Here is an 18,325-nt window from a genome sequence, read left to right as displayed (position 1 = left end):
TCTTAAAAAATTTAATAAGTGTTTATATTTTTAACTTATTATTAACACCCCTTCTTAACACTGCTGAATATATAGGTTTATACATCTATTATTTCATCAAAATAATTAGGAAAAAACTGATTATGTGTAAACAAATCCTATTATACTTATTTTAGATAAAGATTCAGAAAAAACTAAAGAATGACAAAGAATTTTTTAACATTATTAGTCATGCTGATGATTGTTCCTTTTGCACAAGCTAAAGGAGAATCAAACTTTTCAACAGTAAGTCCGTTACCTTTACCGGTATCAACCTATACAAAAAATATTAAATCTAATCTTTTGAAAAAAGTTACAGAATTTAATAAAGTAGATCATACAACTGTTGCAGAAATTGTAGAAAAAGCAGGGAGCAAAATAAGCGGAATTGTTTCGTGGTATGCAGATAAATTCCACGGAAAAAAAACTTCAAGCGGCGAATTATACAATAAAAATAACTTTACAGCCGCACACAAAACTTTACCATTCGGGACAAAAGTAAAAGTAACAAACACAAATAACGGAAAATCTGTTGTGGTTAAAATAAACGACAGAGGTCCGCATACAAAATCAAGATTATTGGATTTGAGTAAAGCAGCGTTTTCATCTATAGGTTCTACTAATGCGGGAACATTAAACGTAGAAATGGAAGTTGTAGATTAAAACAATTTTTAGATATTAAACAGAAAAAGGATTGAACAATGTTCAATCCTTTTTTTATTTTAATCATCATAATGTTTGTGATGATTTTTCTTTTTGTAAGAATTGTTTTTATGTTTTTTTTGCTGTCCCGGTGCATATTTTTTAGCCGATTTATCGCCATGAACTTTCTTATGTTGCCCTGGAGGTAAACTTCTGTGATGATCATATTTGGGATACTTCTTATACTTTTTTTGCTTTCTGTGTTGATGTTCTATCCCATAAATAGTCGTCGAACCGTCACAAGACGTTAAAAACAAAGCAGCAAGCGCAAATATTGCAATTAAATTGATTTTCTTTAATACTGATAGTTCCATACTCTCATTCATTATAATTCTTATAGTGCTTAAGACAATAACCTTACCAAAAAGTTTTTTTATTCGTATCAGATTGCTATTTAATGGAATAATATTTGAGCACCAATCTATAAACTATTAAAATCATGAAAGAAAAAATCCAATACCGTTATAAAACGACAAGTGAAGCTTTAACAGAACTGTATGAGAACGGTTATACAATTGACTATAATATCGAAAAGGAACAATTAAAACAAAATCCAAAAGATTTTGATATTGTATGTATTTACCGTTATGAAGGAATGTCTAATCCTGATGATGAATCTTCTGTTTATGGAATCATCAACAATCAAAACGGAGATAAAGGGGTTTACGTGGTTGGCAATCTATCAATGGATGATGATGTAGATCATTTCTTGGTTAATTTGGAAATAAAACGTAGAACTATCTAAGAGAATGAAAAAGACAAATCCTGTCATTTATTTTGAAATTCCGGTTAATGATTTAGAGAGAGCTAAATATTTTTATACCAATGTATTTGGCTTTCATTTTAAGAATGAAATAATTGATCATTATGAAATGAGCATATTTCCGTTCAATAACTCCAGCAAAGGTATTTCCGGAGCGTTAGCAAAAGGAGATGTTTACAATCCGTCAAAAGATGGTATCATAATTTATTTTAATACAGATGATATTGAGAAAATTTTGGAAAAAGCACTCGAACAAGGTGGCAAAGTTCTTTATCCGAAAACAAAAAATGAAAAATATGGATTCTCTGTTGCTGAAATTGAAGATAGTGAAGGAAACCGAATTGCAGTTCAACAATATCATTAAATTCTATAGAACAATCCTTATCAAGAGATATTGACTTTAAAAAGTAAAATAAAAAAGCTCGATGCAATGCATCGAGCTTTTAATTGTATAACATCTTTCTACTTAGAAAGGATATTCATAAATTTTTGATTCGTGGAAGTAAGGGTGACCTTTTGCTTCTAAGTTTAATTTAGAAACTGCATTCATTACGATAAACGTAAATAATCCTCCGATTCCAACTAATGCTCCAATTTCCATTAATCCGAAATTGTGGAACGGTCCAACAGCTGCTGGCATAATTTGATTGTAGAAATCCCAGTAATGTCCAAAGATAATCACAAATCCCATCACAAAAACGATTTGGTAACGACGTTTCATGCTTGATGAAATCAAGATTAAGAATGGAGCGACTAAGTTAATGATCAACATCCAGAAATATAATGGGTATTGCGCCATACGTTGTTGGAAGTATTGAACTTCCTCAGGAATGTTTGCGTACCATTGTAACATGAACTGACAGAACCATAAATAAGACCATAATAATGAGAATCCGAACATGTATTTTGTTAAATCATGTAAGTGGTTATCATTGAATAATGGTAACGAGTTCTTTCTCTTTAAGTAGATAGAAATAATTGCCATAATAGAAACCGCAGAAACTAAATATGAAACCATTCCGTACCACATAAACAATGAAGAGAACCAGTGAGGGTCTAATGACATCACGAAATCCCAAGCAAAAGCTGCAGAACAAATTGCAAAAATCACAAGGTAAATTACAGATTTTTTGTATAATTGAGCATATACTTTCAAATCTCCATTTGTTTCGTCTAGTTTACGTGTTGCATTTTTGATAACAAACACCATGAATGATAATATTCCTAAATAAATAACACAACGGATTAGCCAAAAGTTTGGACTTAACCAAAGCTGTGCTTTATTTGCCATAAAGATATCATATTTAGGGCTATTCGGATCAATTAAATCAGCTTCCATCCAGTGAAATAAGTGATTCAAATGAAAATAAGAACCTAAAACGATAACACCTACAAGCAGAGAAGCGATTGGTAAAAATGTTGCGATAGCTTCCATTACACGAGAAACAACCATAGACCAACCTGCATTAGCGACAAACTGAATACATAAGAAAAACAATGCTGAAGCAGCAATACCAAAAGCTAAATAAGCTGGTACATAGAAGGCTGCCCAAGGTCTGTTTTTCAATAAATTTGTCAAATGCTCCATATGTGCAGCATGATCTGTATTCATTGATGCATATGAATCTGAAATATAATCACCGAAAAATTGAGTTGGGTGAGCTTCAATCAAACCGTTAATATATTCAGTTGAATTAGCAACATCTTGTTGATGTAAGAAAAATCCTATCCCGTAAAGTACAACACCTATCACAATTAGGAGAAGTGATGCATTTTTTAATCTTGGGGAAAATGTATATTGCATAATAATTAACTTATTTTATTATTTATTAGTTGCTGTTTCTGTTGCAGGTGCTGCTTCAGTAGCTACTTCTCCGGCAGGAGCAGCAGGAGCAGAACCACCTTTTAAACTCATTACATATTCAGCAACTCTCCAACGGTCTGCAGGAATTAATTGAGATGCGTAAGACCCCATCGCATTTTTTCCATACATAATTACATGATAAACAGAACCTACTGTAATATCTCTTTCACCATAAGTAGGAACTCCGGAGTAAGCCTTCGATTTTACGATTGATCCTTGTCCATCACCAGCGTCACCATGACAAACAGCACAGTTTTGTCCATACAAGACTTTACCTCTTTCCAAATCTGCTGTTTTATTTGCAGCATTTAAAGGAGATACAGTTACTGCTTTTGCTTGTGCATAACCAGCGTTATTGTTTTTGAAAGTCCATGGTAAAATATCACCATCTGTTCTTGCTACAGCACCTTCTACAGATTCTAGCGCAGACATATTGTGATTTTTACTCATTACAGGAACTTCAGAATTTTCTTCGTCATGAGGATAACCAAAAGTTGCCTTTTCATAAGGATCGTAAGCTGTCGGATAATACATATCTGGCATGTATACGATACTTGCGTGACGTTTTTTATCAGAACAAGAAGTGATAATAATACTTCCTAATCCTATAAGTAATGCTATCTTTTTCATTATGCTTCTTGTACTAAATTGTTAACACTTGGTTCTACGACTACATCACCTTTAACAGTTACTTCTTCAGCACCAGTTTCTACAAATACATTTTTGATTTTCTCAACATCAGAAGTTCTAATTTCAATCAAAAATTTATCATCTGTTGTACGTGGATCTGGGTTTTTAGCTTTTGCACCTGGATACATTTTGTTACGTACTAAATATGTTAATGACATAAAGTGCGCAGCACAGAATACTGTCAACTCGAACATAATAGGAACGAAAGCTGGCATATTCTCGCCCCAAGAAAATGATGGTTTACCTCCAATATCTTGAGCCCAATCATGGTTCATGATAAACCATGTCATCAAAGATGCTAATGTTGTACCAAATGCACCGTAGAAGAAAGCAAGGTCAGAAATACGAGTTTTCTTTAATCCTAAAGCTTTATCTAAACCGTGTACAGGGAAAGGTGTATATACTTCATCTATCGTAATACCTTGTTTACGAATAGATTTTACTGCTTTTAATAAATCATCATCGTCTCCGTAAAGACCATAAACGATTTTAGTGTTCGTGATGCTCATCTTCAGTATGATGTTTTTTATAGCTTTCGCCTGATGATTTCAAAATAGTTTTTAATTCAGATTGTGAAATAACTGGGAATGTACGTGCGTACAATAAGTATAACACAGAAAAGAATCCCATAGTACCTAAGAAGATACCTACGTCTACCCATGAAGGCATAAACATTGTCCAGCTCGATGGTAAATAGTCACGAGATAAGTTGATAACGATGATATCAAAACGCTCGAACCACATCCCGATGTTAACGACGATAGAGATAACGAAAGTCCAGAAGAAATTTCTTCTAATTGGACGAATCCACAATAGTCCTGGTACTAAAACGTTACAAATAATTAACGCCCAGAATGCCCACCAATAAGGTCCTGTAGCAGCTCCCGGAGAAAAATATGTAAAATCTTCGTAACGAGATCCTGAATACCAAGCGATCCATAACTCCGTTAAATACGCTACTGCAACCATACCACCTGTTACAACGATTACAATATTCATGTATTCGATGTGTTTACGTGTGATATAATCTTCATAGTGTAAAACTTTACGCATTACACTTAATAATGTTTGTACCATCGCGAAACCAGAGAAAATTGCTCCGGCAACGAAATATGGAGGATATACTGTTGAGTGCCATCCTTTGATCACAGAAGTCGCGAAGTCAAAAGATACAATCGTGTGTACCGAGAATACTAACGGTGTACATAAACCGGCTAATACCAAAGATAACTCTTCGAAACGTTGCCAGTGTTTTGCTCCACCACCCCATCCGAATGACAAGATACCATAGATCTTTTTAGCGAATGGTTTTGTTGCACGGTCGCGTACCATTGCGAAATCAGGAATTAATCCCATCAACCAGAAAACAGTTGATACAGAGAAATACGTAGAAATCGCGAATACGTCCCATAATAATGGTGAATTAAAGTTAGGCCATAATGATCCAAATTGATTCGGAATTGGGAATACCCAGTACATTAACCATGGACGACCCATGTGAATTACAGGAAATAACGCTGCCTGTACAACGGCGAAGATTGTCATGGCTTCCGCAGAGCGGTTAACCGACATTCTCCATTTTTGACGGAATAATAATAAAACGGCTGAGATTAACGTACCGGCGTGACCGATACCTACCCACCATACAAAGTTGGTGATATCCCATCCCCAGTTAATCGTTCTATTTAATCCCCATACACCAATACCAGTTCCAATTGTATATGCAATCGCACCAACACCGTAAATGAAAGCAACCATTGCAATACTGAAACATATCCACCACAATTTACTTGCAGGCGTCTCAATTGGACGCGCAATGTCTACTGTGATATCGTGGTAGGTTTTATGTCCTAAAATAAGGGGTTCTCTTACCTGTGATTCGTAATGTGACATATTTGTTTACCTTATTAATTCTTTATTAATTTAATTAAGCTTGTTCTTTTCTGTTTCTAACTTTTACTTGATAGATAACATTTGGTTTAGTTCCAATCTCTTCTAATAAAACATAAGAACGTTTATCTTTCGATACTTTTCTTACTTCAGATTTATCATCATTGATATCCCCAAATTTCATAGCTCCTGTTCCACAAGCTGCAGCACAAGCACAAGCATCCATAAATTCTTCATCTCTAACAGCTCTGTTTTCTTTCTTAGCTTTTAGGATTGTTGCTTGAGTTGCTTGAATACAGAATGAACATTTCTCAATTACTCCTCGCGTACGTACAACAACATCTGGATTAAGTACCATACGACCTAAATCATTGTTCATGTGGAAATCGTATTTGTCATTATTCGCCCAGTTGAACCAGTTGAAACGACGTACTTTATAAGGACAGTTATTTGCACAGTAACGAGTACCAACACAACGGTTGTATGCCATCATATTTTGACCTTGGCGACCGTGAGATGTAGCTCCAACCGGACATACAGTTTCACAAGGCGCGTGGTTACAATGTTGACACATCATTGGTTGGAAAATCACATCTGGATTTTCAGCTTCTGGCTTAATTAAACGTGTATATTGTTGTGGTTCGTTATCTGGATCAGATTCTAACGCAACTTTTTGAGTTAATTTTCCTTCTGGATCATTGTAAGTAACATCAGAGTAGTAACGGTCAATTCTTAACCAATACATATCTCTAGACATACGCATTTGCTCTTTCCCTACAGTTGGCACATTATTTTCTGCTTGACAGGCTATAACACATGCTCCACATCCGGTACAAGCATTCATATCAATTGTTAAATTGAAATGAGGTCCTGTTGAACGATCAAAACTAGCCCATAAATCTACTTCACCCATTGGAGAATCTCCTCTCCATGTTGGCATTTTCGCAACAGGATTCCATTCTTCACGGTCTGTATTGATGAAATCTGCTAAAGATACCTCTCTTGCTATTTCATAACGTCCCATTAATGTTGGTTGTTGTTGCATATTCGCAAACTCATGTTTATCAGAACGAGAAGATTTTTCAATCTTAACATTTGATGCACCTACATTTCCAGCATACAATGCGTACGCATTCACCCCTACATTATTTGCAACTTTACCAGCTTTAGTACGACCATAACCGAAAGCTAAACCTACAGTTCCAATGGCCTGACCCGGTTGAATGAATACAGGAACATTTTCTAAAACAGTTCCATTCACAGTTAAGTTTACATACTCACCGTCAAATTGCATTCTACCATTAGTCACATTGTAGTTATCTTGAATTTTGATTCCTAATTTCTCAGCATCATTCGGGTTAACTGTTAAATAGTTATCCCAAGAGTTACGCGTTATAGGATCTGGTAATTCTTGTAACCAAGGGTTGTTCGCTTGTGTACCATCTCCTAAACCAGATTTAGAATAGAATTGGATTTCCCATTCTGTTGGTTTAGCAGCAGCTAATTTAGCTACAGCAGCAGAAGCAGCACCAGTATTAGCCGTAAATGCGGATGTTTCAGCAGCTTCATTATAACCATTGTATAATGCTTTATTGAAATCTACACCTAATTTTGGTAAAATAGCTGTTTCCCAGTTTTGTTTTACATATAAATAGAATGGAGAAACTTTTTGTCTTGTTGCAGAAACCGCCATGACCATAATAGGGTCATTTGGATCTTCAACCTCAGTCACTTTAGTAACTCCGGTCATCCAAGCAATTAACGAATCCTGAAATTGACGAGAATCAAAAATACGAGGGATTGTTGGTTGTTGTAATGAGTATACTCCTGTTAATGGGTTGAAATCATTCCAAGACTCTAAACCATGAGTAACCGGAGCAATAACATCCATTAATGATGCTGTTTCATCTAGTTTTTCAACTAAACCAACTTTAAGTCCAATGTTTTTGAAAGCTACTTCAATATCTTTCGAATTTTTAGCATTGTAAACCGGATTCGTTTGGAAGTTTAATAAAACACCTACTTGTCCAGCTTTTGCCTCAGCAACAAATTGTTTAAAAGTTGCATCGTTAGATTCTTTTAATAATACAGCTTTACCAGTAATCGCAGCAGAACCTAATAATTGGTTAATTGCAAATGCAATTGCGTATGCTTCTTTAGAACCATCAGCCATTACAACTGCTTTTGTTCCTTTCGCTTTTAATTCAGCTACAATTGCTTTTGCTTCTTTAGACGCAGGAGTTCCTCCTGTTAATCCTTGGTAAACTTCAGCTAAAACTTTTTCTGTATCAGTAGGTTTTAACGGATAACGTGTATCAGCGTTAGCACCAGTTAAAGATAAAACAGATTCAACCTGGATATGACGCATCATATTTGCTCCTGGTTTACGAGCAATACCATAGTCACCTTCCATTCCACCACCATTGTAATCTCCTAAGAAATCTGCGTTGAACGAAACAACTAATTCAGAATTTTTAAGATCATAGAATGGTAATTCTCTTTTCCCATACACCTCTTGTGCCGCATCTAATGCATTCGAATAAGAAATTGCATCATATACTACGTGTTGAGTTGTTGGATATTTTGTTGCAAACTCAGCAATCAACTTTTTCGTTGTTGGAGAAGGTAAAGATGGTGTTAAAATGACAACCTTTTTCCCTCCTACTGATGCTAATGCTTTAGAAACACGTGCATCAATTTCTTTCCAAGATGTTGCTTTGAAATTGTTCCCACCATTTGTTAATGGTGCTTTTATTTTATCAGAATCGTATAATGATAATACAGATGCTTGAACACGAGCATTTGTAGAACCATAATATTGTGCTCCTTTATTTGCATCGATACGGATAGGACGACCTTCTCTTGTACGTACTAATACGTTTGCATAATCGTAACCATCAAAAACTGTAGATGCGTAGTAAGTAGGTACACCAGGCATTATATTTTCCGGTTTCACTACATAAGGAACAGATTTTACGATTGGAGCTTCACACGCTGCTAAAGTAACAGCAGCTGTACTGAACCCTAAAATCTTCAAAAAGTCACGTCGTGAAGTTTGACTATTCTCCATGGCGTTATCATTCCCTAAGAAATTATCTACGGGAATTTCTTCTGCAAATTCATTGGTAGTTAACTTTTCATTTAATGTATTGTCAGTTAACTCCTCAAAACTTTTCCAGTAATTTTTCTTCGAAGCCATTTATACTCCTCTCTTTTTTATATTAATAATGACATTTACCACACTCTAAACCTCCGATAGCATCAACTGTAATCTTAGTTGCGTCACCGTACTGTTTTTTCAATTTCTCGTGTAGTTCTGCGTAATATTCTTTGTTATACTCGTTGTCCATATCTACCTCAGTAGTTCTGTGACATTCGATACACCATCCCATTGTGAAATCATTCGCCATTTTAACTTCGTTCATTTCATCTACACGTCCGTGACATGCAAAACAAACCTGGTCTCCTGATCCAATGTTCAATTCTTTAGCATTTGGAATAGTTCCTTCTTTAATTGCTTTTTTGATCGCTTTTTCTCCAGCTACAACGTGTTGAGCATGGCTAAAGAATACGAAATCTGGCATATTATGGATACGTACCCATTCGATTGGTTTTTGTGGACCATCGTATTTATTCGTTTCCGGATTCCATCCGATAGCTTTATACATTTTTTGGATTTCTCCTGTATAGAATGTTTTTACTGCATCTTCATCCGCAAATTTACCTGAAGTAATCAATTCTTCTTCGAAATAATCTCCTTTGTATTCTTTGATTGTTTTGTGACAATTCATACATACGTTTGGAGAAGGAATTCCTGATACTTTACCATATTTAGCAGAACTGTGACAGTACTGACAGTCAATCCCCTGAACACCTGCGTGTACTTTGTGAGAGAAATAAATTGGTTGTTCCGGTTCATAACCTTTATCAACACCAATTCCCATTAATCCCCAATAAACATTATACAATGCAAAGAATGCTAATACAGCAATTGCAACTGTTCCAACTTTTTGGTATTTCTGAAAGAATTCAGCAAAAGAAAAAGCTACTCTTTCAGTTTCTGCATTTAATTCCTCTGTAGCTGTCGCTTTAACTAATGCATTAACGCGAACCAAGATCCACAATAATAATACCGCTAAAACAACAAAACCTACTGCAATTACTCCTGAATTAGCTCCACCTCCTTGTGCAGCCTCAGCAGCTTTTTTCGCAGCGGCTTCTTTCTTTTTCGCAGCTTTAGCTTCTTCAAAAGCCTTAACTCCTGCATCAGGATCAGCTGTATATGCTAAAATATTATCAATATCACCTTCTGATAAGTTAGGGAAAGCTAACATTTCAGTGTTATTGTAATCAGCATAAATTTTGTTTGCATACGCATCTCCTGATTCACGCAAAGCTTTGTTGTCCTTAATCCAAGCGTGTAACCACTCTTTTCCAAGTCCAGCTTCTTCTTGTACGCGTTTCTCAACATTACGTAATTCCGGCCCAATTAATTTACCATCAATCTGGTGACATGCAGTACAGTTGGCTTCGAATAATTCGTAACCTTTTCCTGCATCTTGGGCATTTGCTAGGGAGAACGTCGATAGTATTATCGCGCAGCTCCATAAACGTATTCTTTTTAGAAATCTTGCCTTCATTTACTTAAATAATCTCAGTTCGTTGTTTCTTTTAACTCGTTTTTATTTGAACACTTAACTAACAGCAAAAATAGCTTCAATACTTAATAAAATCATAAAGTTTACATACTGAACTTTGTCATTCAGCTTAATTTAAAACGTTTCTAAATTAATTGTTAAAAAATATAGACTCATATATAATATTTATTTATTCTGATTTATTCAAAAAAATCTATTTAACATAATTTGAAAAATAATTAAAGTAGATTTTATTCTAAACTGTCAATCAAACTCCTTCATAGAGATTCTTTTCTTTTGAATTGAGTTAAATTGGAACAATATTCGTTGTAGGAAAATAAAAGGTTATAAAATTTAATAACTTAATTGTAAGAAGTATATTTGCACAAATTAATTTCATCCTATGAAAAAAATTATCTTTTTATTCATGATCACTTTTTCAACTTATGCTTTTGCACAAGATAAAATTGATACTGTTCAGATTATTAACAATGGTACATTGAATATGGAAATTGATAGCAGAATAAATATGGTACTAAAAGCAAAAGAAGATGCTGTCTGTACATATACAGCTCCTGTCAAAAAAAATACAGAGAAAAAAATAGTTGTACAATCCAACGATCCGTGTGCAGGAAGTCCGCAAGTCAATGGTTTCAAAATTCAGATTTATTATTCTAAAGACAGAAAAGATGCTGATAAGGTGAGAAATGAATTTACACGTTCTTATCCTGATTTATCTGCCCAAACGGTTTATTACTCTCCTGATTACCGTGTCCTGGTAGGTGATTATTTTACCAGAGCATCTGCTTCTAAAGATATTCGTCGCTTAAAATCAAAATACAATAGCGCATTTTCTATTCCATTTAAGGTGTTATGTAGAAAAGCAAAATAGTGGTAAAAAATGTACTTGCTTTTACCAAACAAGCAAAAAAAATCAGGTTAAAGAATTCTTTAACCTGATTTTTTTAGATAATTTATATATAAGTTATATCTTATAATGCCTAAATTTGATTTGAAGTAGTAGTATTTACTTTTTTACCAATTCAATCGTAGGGTGTTCGGAAATAATCGCAAGGATCATGTCAAAGTAAGTCATTCCTTTTCCTTCTTCAAGTTCTTTCAGTCTTTTTTCGATAAGTTTTGAATCAAACATTTGCGGGTTTTGAAGTTTTTCCCGGTAAAAATTTAAGGTAAAATCATAACCAAATAATTGTTGGTTCTCTTTAAAGTTTTTCCAAATCAATCGGACTTCCTCATTTACTTTTACACAACCAAACCCTCCATAAAATAAATCGTCTAAAGCATCTAAACTTTCTCCTAATTTCCACTCTTCGTTGTACATAAAAACACGGTTTATTTCTTCATAAAAACTCTTTTTATCATAAATCCTGTTTCCGTCGATTGTAATTTCCTTTTTCATCTTTTATCAATACAATCTAAAATTAGAAAATTATCAGCTTATGAACAATAAAAAATATATTCTTACTGGAGGACCCGGCGTGGGGAAAACGACATTGATCAATAAATTAACCTTTTATGGATTTCCTGTTATTCAAGAAGACGCACGCCAAATTATAAAAGAACAATCACGAGTAAACGGTGATGGACTTCCATGGAAAAACAAATCACTTTATGCCAATTTGATGCTGGAAGCTTCCATCAACTCCTATCAAAAATCTGTGGGACTTTCAAATGAACACCCCATTTTTTTTGATAGAGGAATTCCGGATGCTTTATGTTATTTCAACATGGAAAATTTACCGATAACACTAGAAAAGAAAACTTTTGCAGAAAGTTTAAGATACAACCTTTTGGTTTTTATTCTTCCTCCCTGGATGGAAATTTATGAAACCGATACAGAACGTAAACAAACTTGGAAAGAAGCTGAAAAAACCTTTTCCAGCATGAAAGAAACTTATGAAAACTTAAAATATACTGTCTTAGAAATTCCAAAAGATTCAGTTGAAAATCGAATAAAATTTATATTTAACTCAATTGAGTCTTCCGAATAGTGTAATGTTTCAATACCTTTGTTTTCGATTTTTTAAAAAACGAAACATGTATCCTTATCATAATAAAATAAAGCAACGAATAAAGAATGGTGAGTTGATTTCGTACGAATTTGTGACAAAATATAAAAATATTAGCCCATGCTTACTTTTACACTTCAAAACAGAACCTTTTATACGTCCCATCCGTGAACATCGTTTTACTGAATATAAATTATTACTCGAAATAGAGGAAGAATAAGTTTTAAAAAAAAGAATTTATTATTTCTTCGGAAATAATAAAAAAAGCGTCATCCATTTTTTGGTAACGCTTTTTTAAATTTTAATGATAATGTTTAGAAATTGCTTCATTCGCTTCAAATTTAGTTTTTCAAAATGGTTTGCCTACCTTCAATTTCTAGCTGAATAAGTATTGAAGCCAAATTAGTCTGAACAAATCCTAAATTACCTGCAACCAAAACACCTTTTTCTCCTGTAGAAATTTTTTCAATTCCATAAACACTTGATTCATCTTCGGGATTGGAATTACCTTCGTAACGATAGATATAAATAATTCTAAAATCATGGGGATGATCGATCAAATCACTTTCCAATAAATTAAAATCTTCTTGGTATCCTTTTTCTGCCAGCTCTTTTAGTGCGACGCTAGAAGTTTCATAATTAAATTGCCTTTTTTCAAACATAAATAATAGTTTTAATTGGTTTATTATCATAAATCTAATCAATTAATTTACAGAAAGTTGTTAAACATTCGTTAAGTATTTTTAGACGAAAAAGAATTAACAGAGTTAATGATTTATTGTATTAAAAATAAGTTCATATTTTTGACAAAAAGATAAAATGATTTTAGAAAAAGTACACCAAAACAAGGCAAATTTCGCAGCTGTTATACATTATATAGAAGAAAATTATTTTTATAATCCTTCTTCTTTTGTAAATGGCGATCAAGAAAATACAGCAGATCAAAATCAAGGAAGTGCAAAAGTATTTGCCTTTGCTAAATTGAATAATTTTTCCAAAGAAGATACGTTAAAATTATTTGCTGAACATTATCAAGCTGTTTTGGCAACACCTGAAGGAACAGATCACAATAACATTCGTCAATTTATGGAACACGGATGGGAAGGTGTAAAATTTGAAAATGAGGTTTTGAAGAAAAAATAATAAAAACGTCTTGCGAAATGCAAGACGTTTTTTGATTCAACTAGAAAGGCGCCATAAAACTTATCGTATAATGATCGATTGTTTTTCCTTTCAAATCTTCTAACTCTAAAATAACAGGAACTTTATATGACTTCAGTTCACTTTTAGGAATTTTAATATCGATTAAACCTTGCTTTAATTCTCCTTCATCTATTTGTATGTATTTCGTTGGCTCTACCAGCAATACCGTTTTTCCTCCTTTAAATCCATTTACATTTACAACCAATTTATACGGTTTATTTGTTTTATTCATCAAACTATACTGCATTGTATTGATGATGTAATCTCCTTCTACCACATAATCCTTTCCTGGAACCTGTAGAAACTTCACTTCAACTTCACTTCTATTGAATAAAAAGATGGTCATTGCGGCTAACATTCCAATTAAAACAAAAGTAAACGCCATTAATCTTGCTGTTATTTTGAATGACTTTCCTTGTTCTATATTCTCTTCAGAAGCATAACGAATAAGACCAGTGGGAAGATTTATTTTTGTCATAATTTCGTCACAAGCATCCATACAAGCCGTACAGTTTACACATTCTAACTGAGAGCCATTTCTAATATCAATTCCGGTTGGACAAACGGCTATACATTGCCCGCAATCTATACAATCTCCTTTTCCTTCTGCTTTACGGTCTTCATTCTTTCTAAATTTAGAACGTCCGTTCACTCCTTCTCCTCTTGGAAAATCATAGGCAACCTGAATTGTTTTTTTATCAATTAAAACACCTTGTAATCTTCCGTAAGGGCAAACCAACGTACAAACCTGCTCACGAAACCAAGCAAAAACAAAATAAAATAAAACGCTAAAAATAAACAACCCCAAAAATAATCCGGCATGTTCAGACGGCCCTTCCTGAATAGCTTTTATTAATTCGTCCATTCCAATCAAATACGACAACAGTATATTTGAAAAGAAAAAAGAAATAAGGTAGAACACTGTCCACTTCCCTCCTCTCTTTAAAATCTTTTCCTCGTTCCATTCTTGCTTGTCCAAGCGAATTTGTTTGCTTCGATCTCCTTCTATCCAATATTCAATTTTTCTAAAAACACTTTCCATAAAAATTGTTTGAGGACACAACCATCCACAAAATAATCTACCATAAACAGTTGTAAAAATTATAATAGAAACAACACTTACAATCATTCCAAATGCAAGTAAGAAAAAATCTGTTGTAAAAAAAGGGTATCCAAATAAGATAAAGTTGGTATGAAAAACATCAATTTTAAATACCGGATTGCCATTTGGTAATTTTATAAATGGTAAAACAATTAATAAAACCAATAAAATCGAAGAAACAATTGTACGATAGTTGGTATACCTACCCGAAGGCTTCTTTGCATATACCCATTTTCTAGTTCCTTTTCTATCCATTGTTGCAACTTCAGTCCGAAATTGTTCATCTTCTTTTTCAAAATCTAGCGGCGTTGGATTTTGTTTTATACTACTCATACCTTTCACTTAATATCTATGCAAATTTACCACTACCATTAAGTTAGATTTTGGCACTATTTATGGTATCTATGGTAATATTTACGGATTGACATAAATCATTAATTCATAAAGATTTATCCAGCAACTACCTAATCTCCTTATTATGAAAAAATTACTTGCTTTCTTTGCTTTTTCGATTCACACTTTCACTTTTTGCCAAGAAGTTTACAATCCAAAAAATGTTGATCAATTTGCAATTTATCCAGGCTGCGAAGTAGCTTCAGACAATTTGAAATGTTTTGATCATCAACTAAACGAAGATGTTTCTGAACGATTATCTAAAATAAAAATGGATAAGATCTTACAAGGTTCTGGAGAATATTTTGCTAAACTAAATTTTGTGATTGATGAAAATGGAGATTTTATCACAATCACTTCCCAAGGCGACGAAACATTAGCCAGAATTTCTACACAGATTTTATATAAAATCAACCGGGAGCAAAACGAAAATGCTTCCAAAATAAAACCTGCTATAATCAATGGTACTCCTGTAAAAGTAAACTTTAGCCTTTCTATTCGATACCATAATAAATAAAGACAGACTATTATAAATAATAGTGTTTTCGAAATTGTTCCGGGGTAAAGCCTGTGTGCTTTTTGAAAAATTTCACAAAATATGAAGCGTCCTGAAAATTTAAAGAGTAAGCAATTTCTGTAACAGAAATTTCTTTATTCACAAGTAATCGTTTTGCTTCTAATACAACACGGCTTCTGATTAATTCACCTGCTGAACTTCCTAAAACATCTTTACAAAGTGCATTCAGATGATTCGGTGTTATATACAGCAGCTCTGCATATTCTTTTGGTAATTTCTTAGTCTTAAAGTTCTGTTCAATGAGCAGTTGGAAATTATTCAGCAATACCGATTGATAATCACTTTTATTGAGGCTGGAAGTTTCTAAACTTCGGTCGATATCAATCAATAGATTCATCAAATGAAATCCTATTTTCAAATTAGAAAATTGATTATTCTGCTGATTTTCTTGAATCATTTCTTCAAAATATTCTGCAACCTTCTCTTGCAAATCTTCCGAAACATTCACCACATGGTCTTGAACTAAAATCGATTGTAAAAACCGAAACTTTTGCAACAATGAAGAATTAATCCCAATCCAATCAAAAAAATTATCAAAAAAATTAACAACAAATCCATCGTATTCTTCTTTAAAATACCACTGATGCACTTGACCCGGTTTCATAAAATACATGGTTCCCGATTTTGCATCAAATTTTTCGAAATCAATCAAATGCTCTCCGCTTCCTTCTGTAAAATAAACCAAATGGTAATAATTATGGCTATGTACCTCCTGCAAATGAGGATTACTGTCTACATATCCTCTGAATCGGTCTATCGAAAACAATTCGTTACTATTTTTTTCTGTATTTAAATTACAGATATCATATGTTGGAAATAGTTTTTTTGTCATGACTGATTGGATTGTGAATTGTAAAAATAGACACAATTGAGAATATTTGGAATGAAAAGTTTAACTTTAAACAATAGAACATCAAAAATGGAATTTAAAGAGAAAAAAATTATCTTACTTTCTTTGGATGGCGGAGGAATTCGAGGAATTATTTCATGTGTAATTTTAAAATACATTGAAGATAAACTGAAAGAAATTCACAATGAAAACGCTAAAATTGGAGATTATGTCGATTTTATCGCCGGTACAAGCACAGGTGCATTAATCGCTTCGTTGCTTTTATCACCTTCTGTTGATCATCCAAAAAAAGCAAAACATTCTATAACTGACGCCTTAAATATTTATTTGGGAGAAGGAAAAAATATTTTCTCTAAAACCTTTTGGACATTACTCAACAACCCATTAAGTGTTTTCAAAGACAACTTAGCAACTGTTGTACTGGAAGAACAATTAAAAATTGTTTTTGGAGAAACGGAATTAAAAGATTTAATTCGACCATGCGCAATTGTTTCTTACGATACGGAACACCAAAAACCTAAAATATTCAATACAATTGACGGCATATCTCCTTTTCGTAATTTTTATATCAAAGATGTTTGCCGTGCTTCTTCTGCTGCACCAACATATTTTGAACCTGCAAAAATAAAATCATTTGCAGATCAGGAGTTTTGCTGTATTGATGGTGGAGTTTTTGCAAACAATCCAGCTTTTGTCGGTTTTATTGAAACACAAAAAATAAATTTCAGTAAATACTTTAAAGACGACTTAAAATTTAATGGAACTGCTCCTCTTCAAGAATTCATTATTATTTCTATTGGAAACGGTTCTCGTGCAAAATCCTATAAACATGAGCATTTGAGTGGAATTTCGAAATCAAAATGGGTCGATCCCTTAGTTGATATTTTTATTTCGACCGGTGTGGATATGGTCGATTTAGAAATGAAAAGTATGTATGCTTTATTGAAACCGAAATATCAACAAAATTATTATCGTTTTAATCCCGAAATCCCTGAATCTTCATTGGATTTAGGAAATGTATCGAATAATAATATCAAAACTTTATTGGATGTTTCAAATGATTATGTTTCAAAAAATAAAGAATATTTAGACGAAGTCGTCCAGAAATTAATTTTCAATCAAGTTGAAATACAATAAAAAAAGGCTTTGAAAAAATTCAAAGCCTTTTTACATTTTATTTATTTCGAACATAAACAAATATTTCTTGCTCTCTGTTTAATTCTCTATTATCAATGATACTTTCTATATAGGCATGCGGATCAGTGACTACTCCATTTCCATTGTAATCAATATAACTTCCATCTTCCTGAGCAACGACATGTTCTTTCAACAAATCCGGAGTTAATTTTTTACGTTCACCAATTAAGATATACACATATTCATGTCCTGTTTCGTCTGTAAAATTATCCACCTTATAAATTTGATCCAATTCTCTTTCATGATCAATTATAACAAATAAGTAATCTTTGTGGCTATCTTTTTCAAAAAAAATTCTTCTCATAGCATCAATTTGTTTGACTCAAATTTAATAAAAGAAAATGGGTTCAACCAATGATTATTAAAAAGTTTTATGGAAATTTTAAAAATTTTGTAAAATAAAAATGGA

General features: G+C 33.2%; 21 protein-coding genes. 9 read left to right on the top strand and 12 right to left on the bottom strand.

Annotated elements, in window-relative coordinates; all coding sequences use genetic code 11:
- Positions 1 to 180 precede the first annotated feature (180 nt).
- A complete protein-coding gene (locus H277_RS0108770; RefSeq protein WP_019975212.1) occupies positions 181 to 681 on the top strand; it encodes a septal ring lytic transglycosylase RlpA family protein in 501 nt (166 codons plus the stop codon).
- A 59-nt stretch (positions 682 to 740) separates the two neighbouring features.
- Here the strand turns inward: H277_RS0108770 and H277_RS0108765 are convergent, their stop codons facing one another.
- Positions 741 to 1,034 (bottom strand): hypothetical protein, encoded by a 294-nt coding sequence (locus tag H277_RS0108765; RefSeq protein WP_033422646.1) that lies wholly within the window; start codon positions 1,032 to 1,034, stop codon positions 741 to 743.
- Between the two features lie 125 nt (positions 1,035 to 1,159).
- On the opposite strand from H277_RS0108765, the gene H277_RS0108760 reads away from it, so the two are divergent.
- Entirely contained in the window at positions 1,160 to 1,465 is a 306-nt protein-coding gene (locus tag H277_RS0108760) for a hypothetical protein (protein ID WP_019975210.1), read from the top strand.
- A gap of 4 nt (positions 1,466 to 1,469) precedes the next feature.
- Positions 1,470 to 1,847, top strand: a complete 378-nt coding sequence (locus tag H277_RS0108755) for a VOC family protein (protein WP_019975209.1) — start codon at positions 1,470 to 1,472, stop codon at positions 1,845 to 1,847.
- Between the two features lie 102 nt (positions 1,848 to 1,949).
- Here the strand turns inward: H277_RS0108755 and H277_RS0108750 are convergent, their stop codons facing one another.
- Genes H277_RS0108750 through H277_RS0108725 form a run of 6 tightly spaced genes read right to left on the bottom strand, consistent with a single transcriptional unit; the run spans position 1,950 to position 10,567 of the window.
- The gene (locus tag H277_RS0108750; RefSeq protein ID WP_026357499.1) at positions 1,950 to 3,287 is read right to left on the bottom strand and encodes a hypothetical protein; all 1,338 of its coding nucleotides are present in this window, start codon (positions 3,285 to 3,287) and stop codon (positions 1,950 to 1,952) included.
- A gap of 18 nt (positions 3,288 to 3,305) precedes the next feature.
- Positions 3,306 to 3,977: a c-type cytochrome gene (locus H277_RS0108745; RefSeq protein ID WP_019975207.1), complete on the bottom strand. Its 672-nt coding sequence runs from the start codon at positions 3,975 to 3,977 to the stop codon at positions 3,306 to 3,308.
- Positions 3,977 to 4,546: a DUF3341 domain-containing protein gene (locus H277_RS18860; protein ID WP_019975206.1), complete on the bottom strand. Its 570-nt coding sequence runs from the start codon at positions 4,544 to 4,546 to the stop codon at positions 3,977 to 3,979. The genes H277_RS0108745 and H277_RS18860 overlap by 1 nt, the downstream gene beginning before the upstream one ends.
- Positions 4,527 to 5,930 (bottom strand): NrfD/PsrC family molybdoenzyme membrane anchor subunit, encoded by a 1,404-nt coding sequence (nrfD, locus tag H277_RS0108735; protein ID WP_019975205.1) that lies wholly within the window; start codon positions 5,928 to 5,930, stop codon positions 4,527 to 4,529. Before nrfD ends, H277_RS18860 begins: the two co-directional genes overlap by 20 nt.
- A 34-nt stretch (positions 5,931 to 5,964) precedes the next feature.
- Positions 5,965 to 9,126 (bottom strand): TAT-variant-translocated molybdopterin oxidoreductase, encoded by a 3,162-nt coding sequence (locus H277_RS0108730; protein ID WP_019975204.1) that lies wholly within the window; start codon positions 9,124 to 9,126, stop codon positions 5,965 to 5,967.
- A gap of 22 nt (positions 9,127 to 9,148) precedes the next feature.
- The gene (locus H277_RS0108725; RefSeq protein ID WP_019975203.1) at positions 9,149 to 10,567 is read right to left on the bottom strand and encodes a c-type cytochrome; all 1,419 of its coding nucleotides are present in this window, start codon (positions 10,565 to 10,567) and stop codon (positions 9,149 to 9,151) included.
- A gap of 400 nt (positions 10,568 to 10,967) precedes the next feature.
- Between H277_RS0108725 and H277_RS0108720 the strand changes: the two genes are divergently transcribed.
- Entirely contained in the window at positions 10,968 to 11,456 is a 489-nt protein-coding gene (locus H277_RS0108720; RefSeq protein ID WP_019975202.1) for an SPOR domain-containing protein, read from the top strand.
- A 135-nt stretch (positions 11,457 to 11,591) separates the two neighbouring features.
- Here H277_RS0108720 and H277_RS0108715 read toward each other — a convergent pair whose 3' ends face one another.
- The gene (locus tag H277_RS0108715) at positions 11,592 to 11,984 is read right to left on the bottom strand and encodes a barstar family protein (RefSeq protein WP_019975201.1); all 393 of its coding nucleotides are present in this window, start codon (positions 11,982 to 11,984) and stop codon (positions 11,592 to 11,594) included.
- 40 nt (positions 11,985 to 12,024) lie between these two features.
- Here H277_RS0108715 and H277_RS0108710 point away from each other — a divergent pair, with 40 nt between their 5' ends.
- Together H277_RS0108710 and H277_RS0108705 are read left to right on the top strand one after the other, a co-directional pair.
- Positions 12,025 to 12,576 carry an AAA family ATPase gene (locus H277_RS0108710; RefSeq protein WP_019975200.1) on the top strand — a complete coding sequence of 184 codons (552 nt, stop codon included), beginning with the start codon at positions 12,025 to 12,027 and terminating at the stop codon, positions 12,574 to 12,576.
- A 46-nt stretch (positions 12,577 to 12,622) separates the two neighbouring features.
- Positions 12,623 to 12,814 (top strand): hypothetical protein, encoded by a 192-nt coding sequence (locus H277_RS0108705; protein ID WP_019975199.1) that lies wholly within the window; start codon positions 12,623 to 12,625, stop codon positions 12,812 to 12,814.
- A 121-nt stretch (positions 12,815 to 12,935) separates the two neighbouring features.
- Here H277_RS0108705 and H277_RS0108700 read toward each other — a convergent pair whose 3' ends face one another.
- Positions 12,936 to 13,256: a hypothetical protein gene (locus H277_RS0108700; RefSeq protein ID WP_019975198.1), complete on the bottom strand. Its 321-nt coding sequence runs from the start codon at positions 13,254 to 13,256 to the stop codon at positions 12,936 to 12,938.
- Between the two features lie 157 nt (positions 13,257 to 13,413).
- Between H277_RS0108700 and H277_RS0108695 the strand changes: the two genes are divergently transcribed.
- Positions 13,414 to 13,737, top strand: a complete 324-nt coding sequence (locus H277_RS0108695) for a HopJ type III effector protein (protein WP_019975197.1) — start codon at positions 13,414 to 13,416, stop codon at positions 13,735 to 13,737.
- Between the two features lie 40 nt (positions 13,738 to 13,777).
- Here H277_RS0108695 and ccoG read toward each other — a convergent pair whose 3' ends face one another.
- On the bottom strand, positions 13,778 to 15,232 hold the full coding sequence (gene ccoG, locus H277_RS0108690) for a cytochrome c oxidase accessory protein CcoG (RefSeq protein ID WP_019975196.1): 1,455 nt from the start codon (positions 15,230 to 15,232) through the stop codon (positions 13,778 to 13,780).
- Between the two features lie 145 nt (positions 15,233 to 15,377).
- Here ccoG and H277_RS0108685 point away from each other — a divergent pair, with 145 nt between their 5' ends.
- Positions 15,378 to 15,809, top strand: a complete 432-nt coding sequence (locus H277_RS0108685; protein WP_019975195.1) for a hypothetical protein — start codon at positions 15,378 to 15,380, stop codon at positions 15,807 to 15,809.
- A gap of 10 nt (positions 15,810 to 15,819) precedes the next feature.
- Here H277_RS0108685 and H277_RS0108680 read toward each other — a convergent pair whose 3' ends face one another.
- A complete protein-coding gene (locus H277_RS0108680) occupies positions 15,820 to 16,701 on the bottom strand; it encodes an AraC family transcriptional regulator (protein WP_019975194.1) in 882 nt (293 codons plus the stop codon).
- An 87-nt stretch (positions 16,702 to 16,788) separates the two neighbouring features.
- On the opposite strand from H277_RS0108680, the gene H277_RS0108675 reads away from it, so the two are divergent.
- Positions 16,789 to 17,856: a patatin-like phospholipase family protein gene (locus tag H277_RS0108675; protein WP_026357498.1), complete on the top strand. Its 1,068-nt coding sequence runs from the start codon at positions 16,789 to 16,791 to the stop codon at positions 17,854 to 17,856.
- A 37-nt stretch (positions 17,857 to 17,893) separates the two neighbouring features.
- Here the strand turns inward: H277_RS0108675 and H277_RS0108670 are convergent, their stop codons facing one another.
- Positions 17,894 to 18,220 (bottom strand): hypothetical protein, encoded by a 327-nt coding sequence (locus tag H277_RS0108670; RefSeq protein WP_019975192.1) that lies wholly within the window; start codon positions 18,218 to 18,220, stop codon positions 17,894 to 17,896.
- Positions 18,221 to 18,325: the final 105 nt, after the last annotated feature.

Origin of the sequence: Empedobacter brevis NBRC 14943 = ATCC 43319 (assembly GCF_000382425.1) — a bacterium.
GTDB lineage: Bacteria > Bacteroidota > Bacteroidia > Flavobacteriales > Weeksellaceae > Empedobacter > Empedobacter brevis.
Note: the sequence above shows the minus strand (reverse complement) of the source record. Positions and strands in the feature narration are given on the sequence as shown.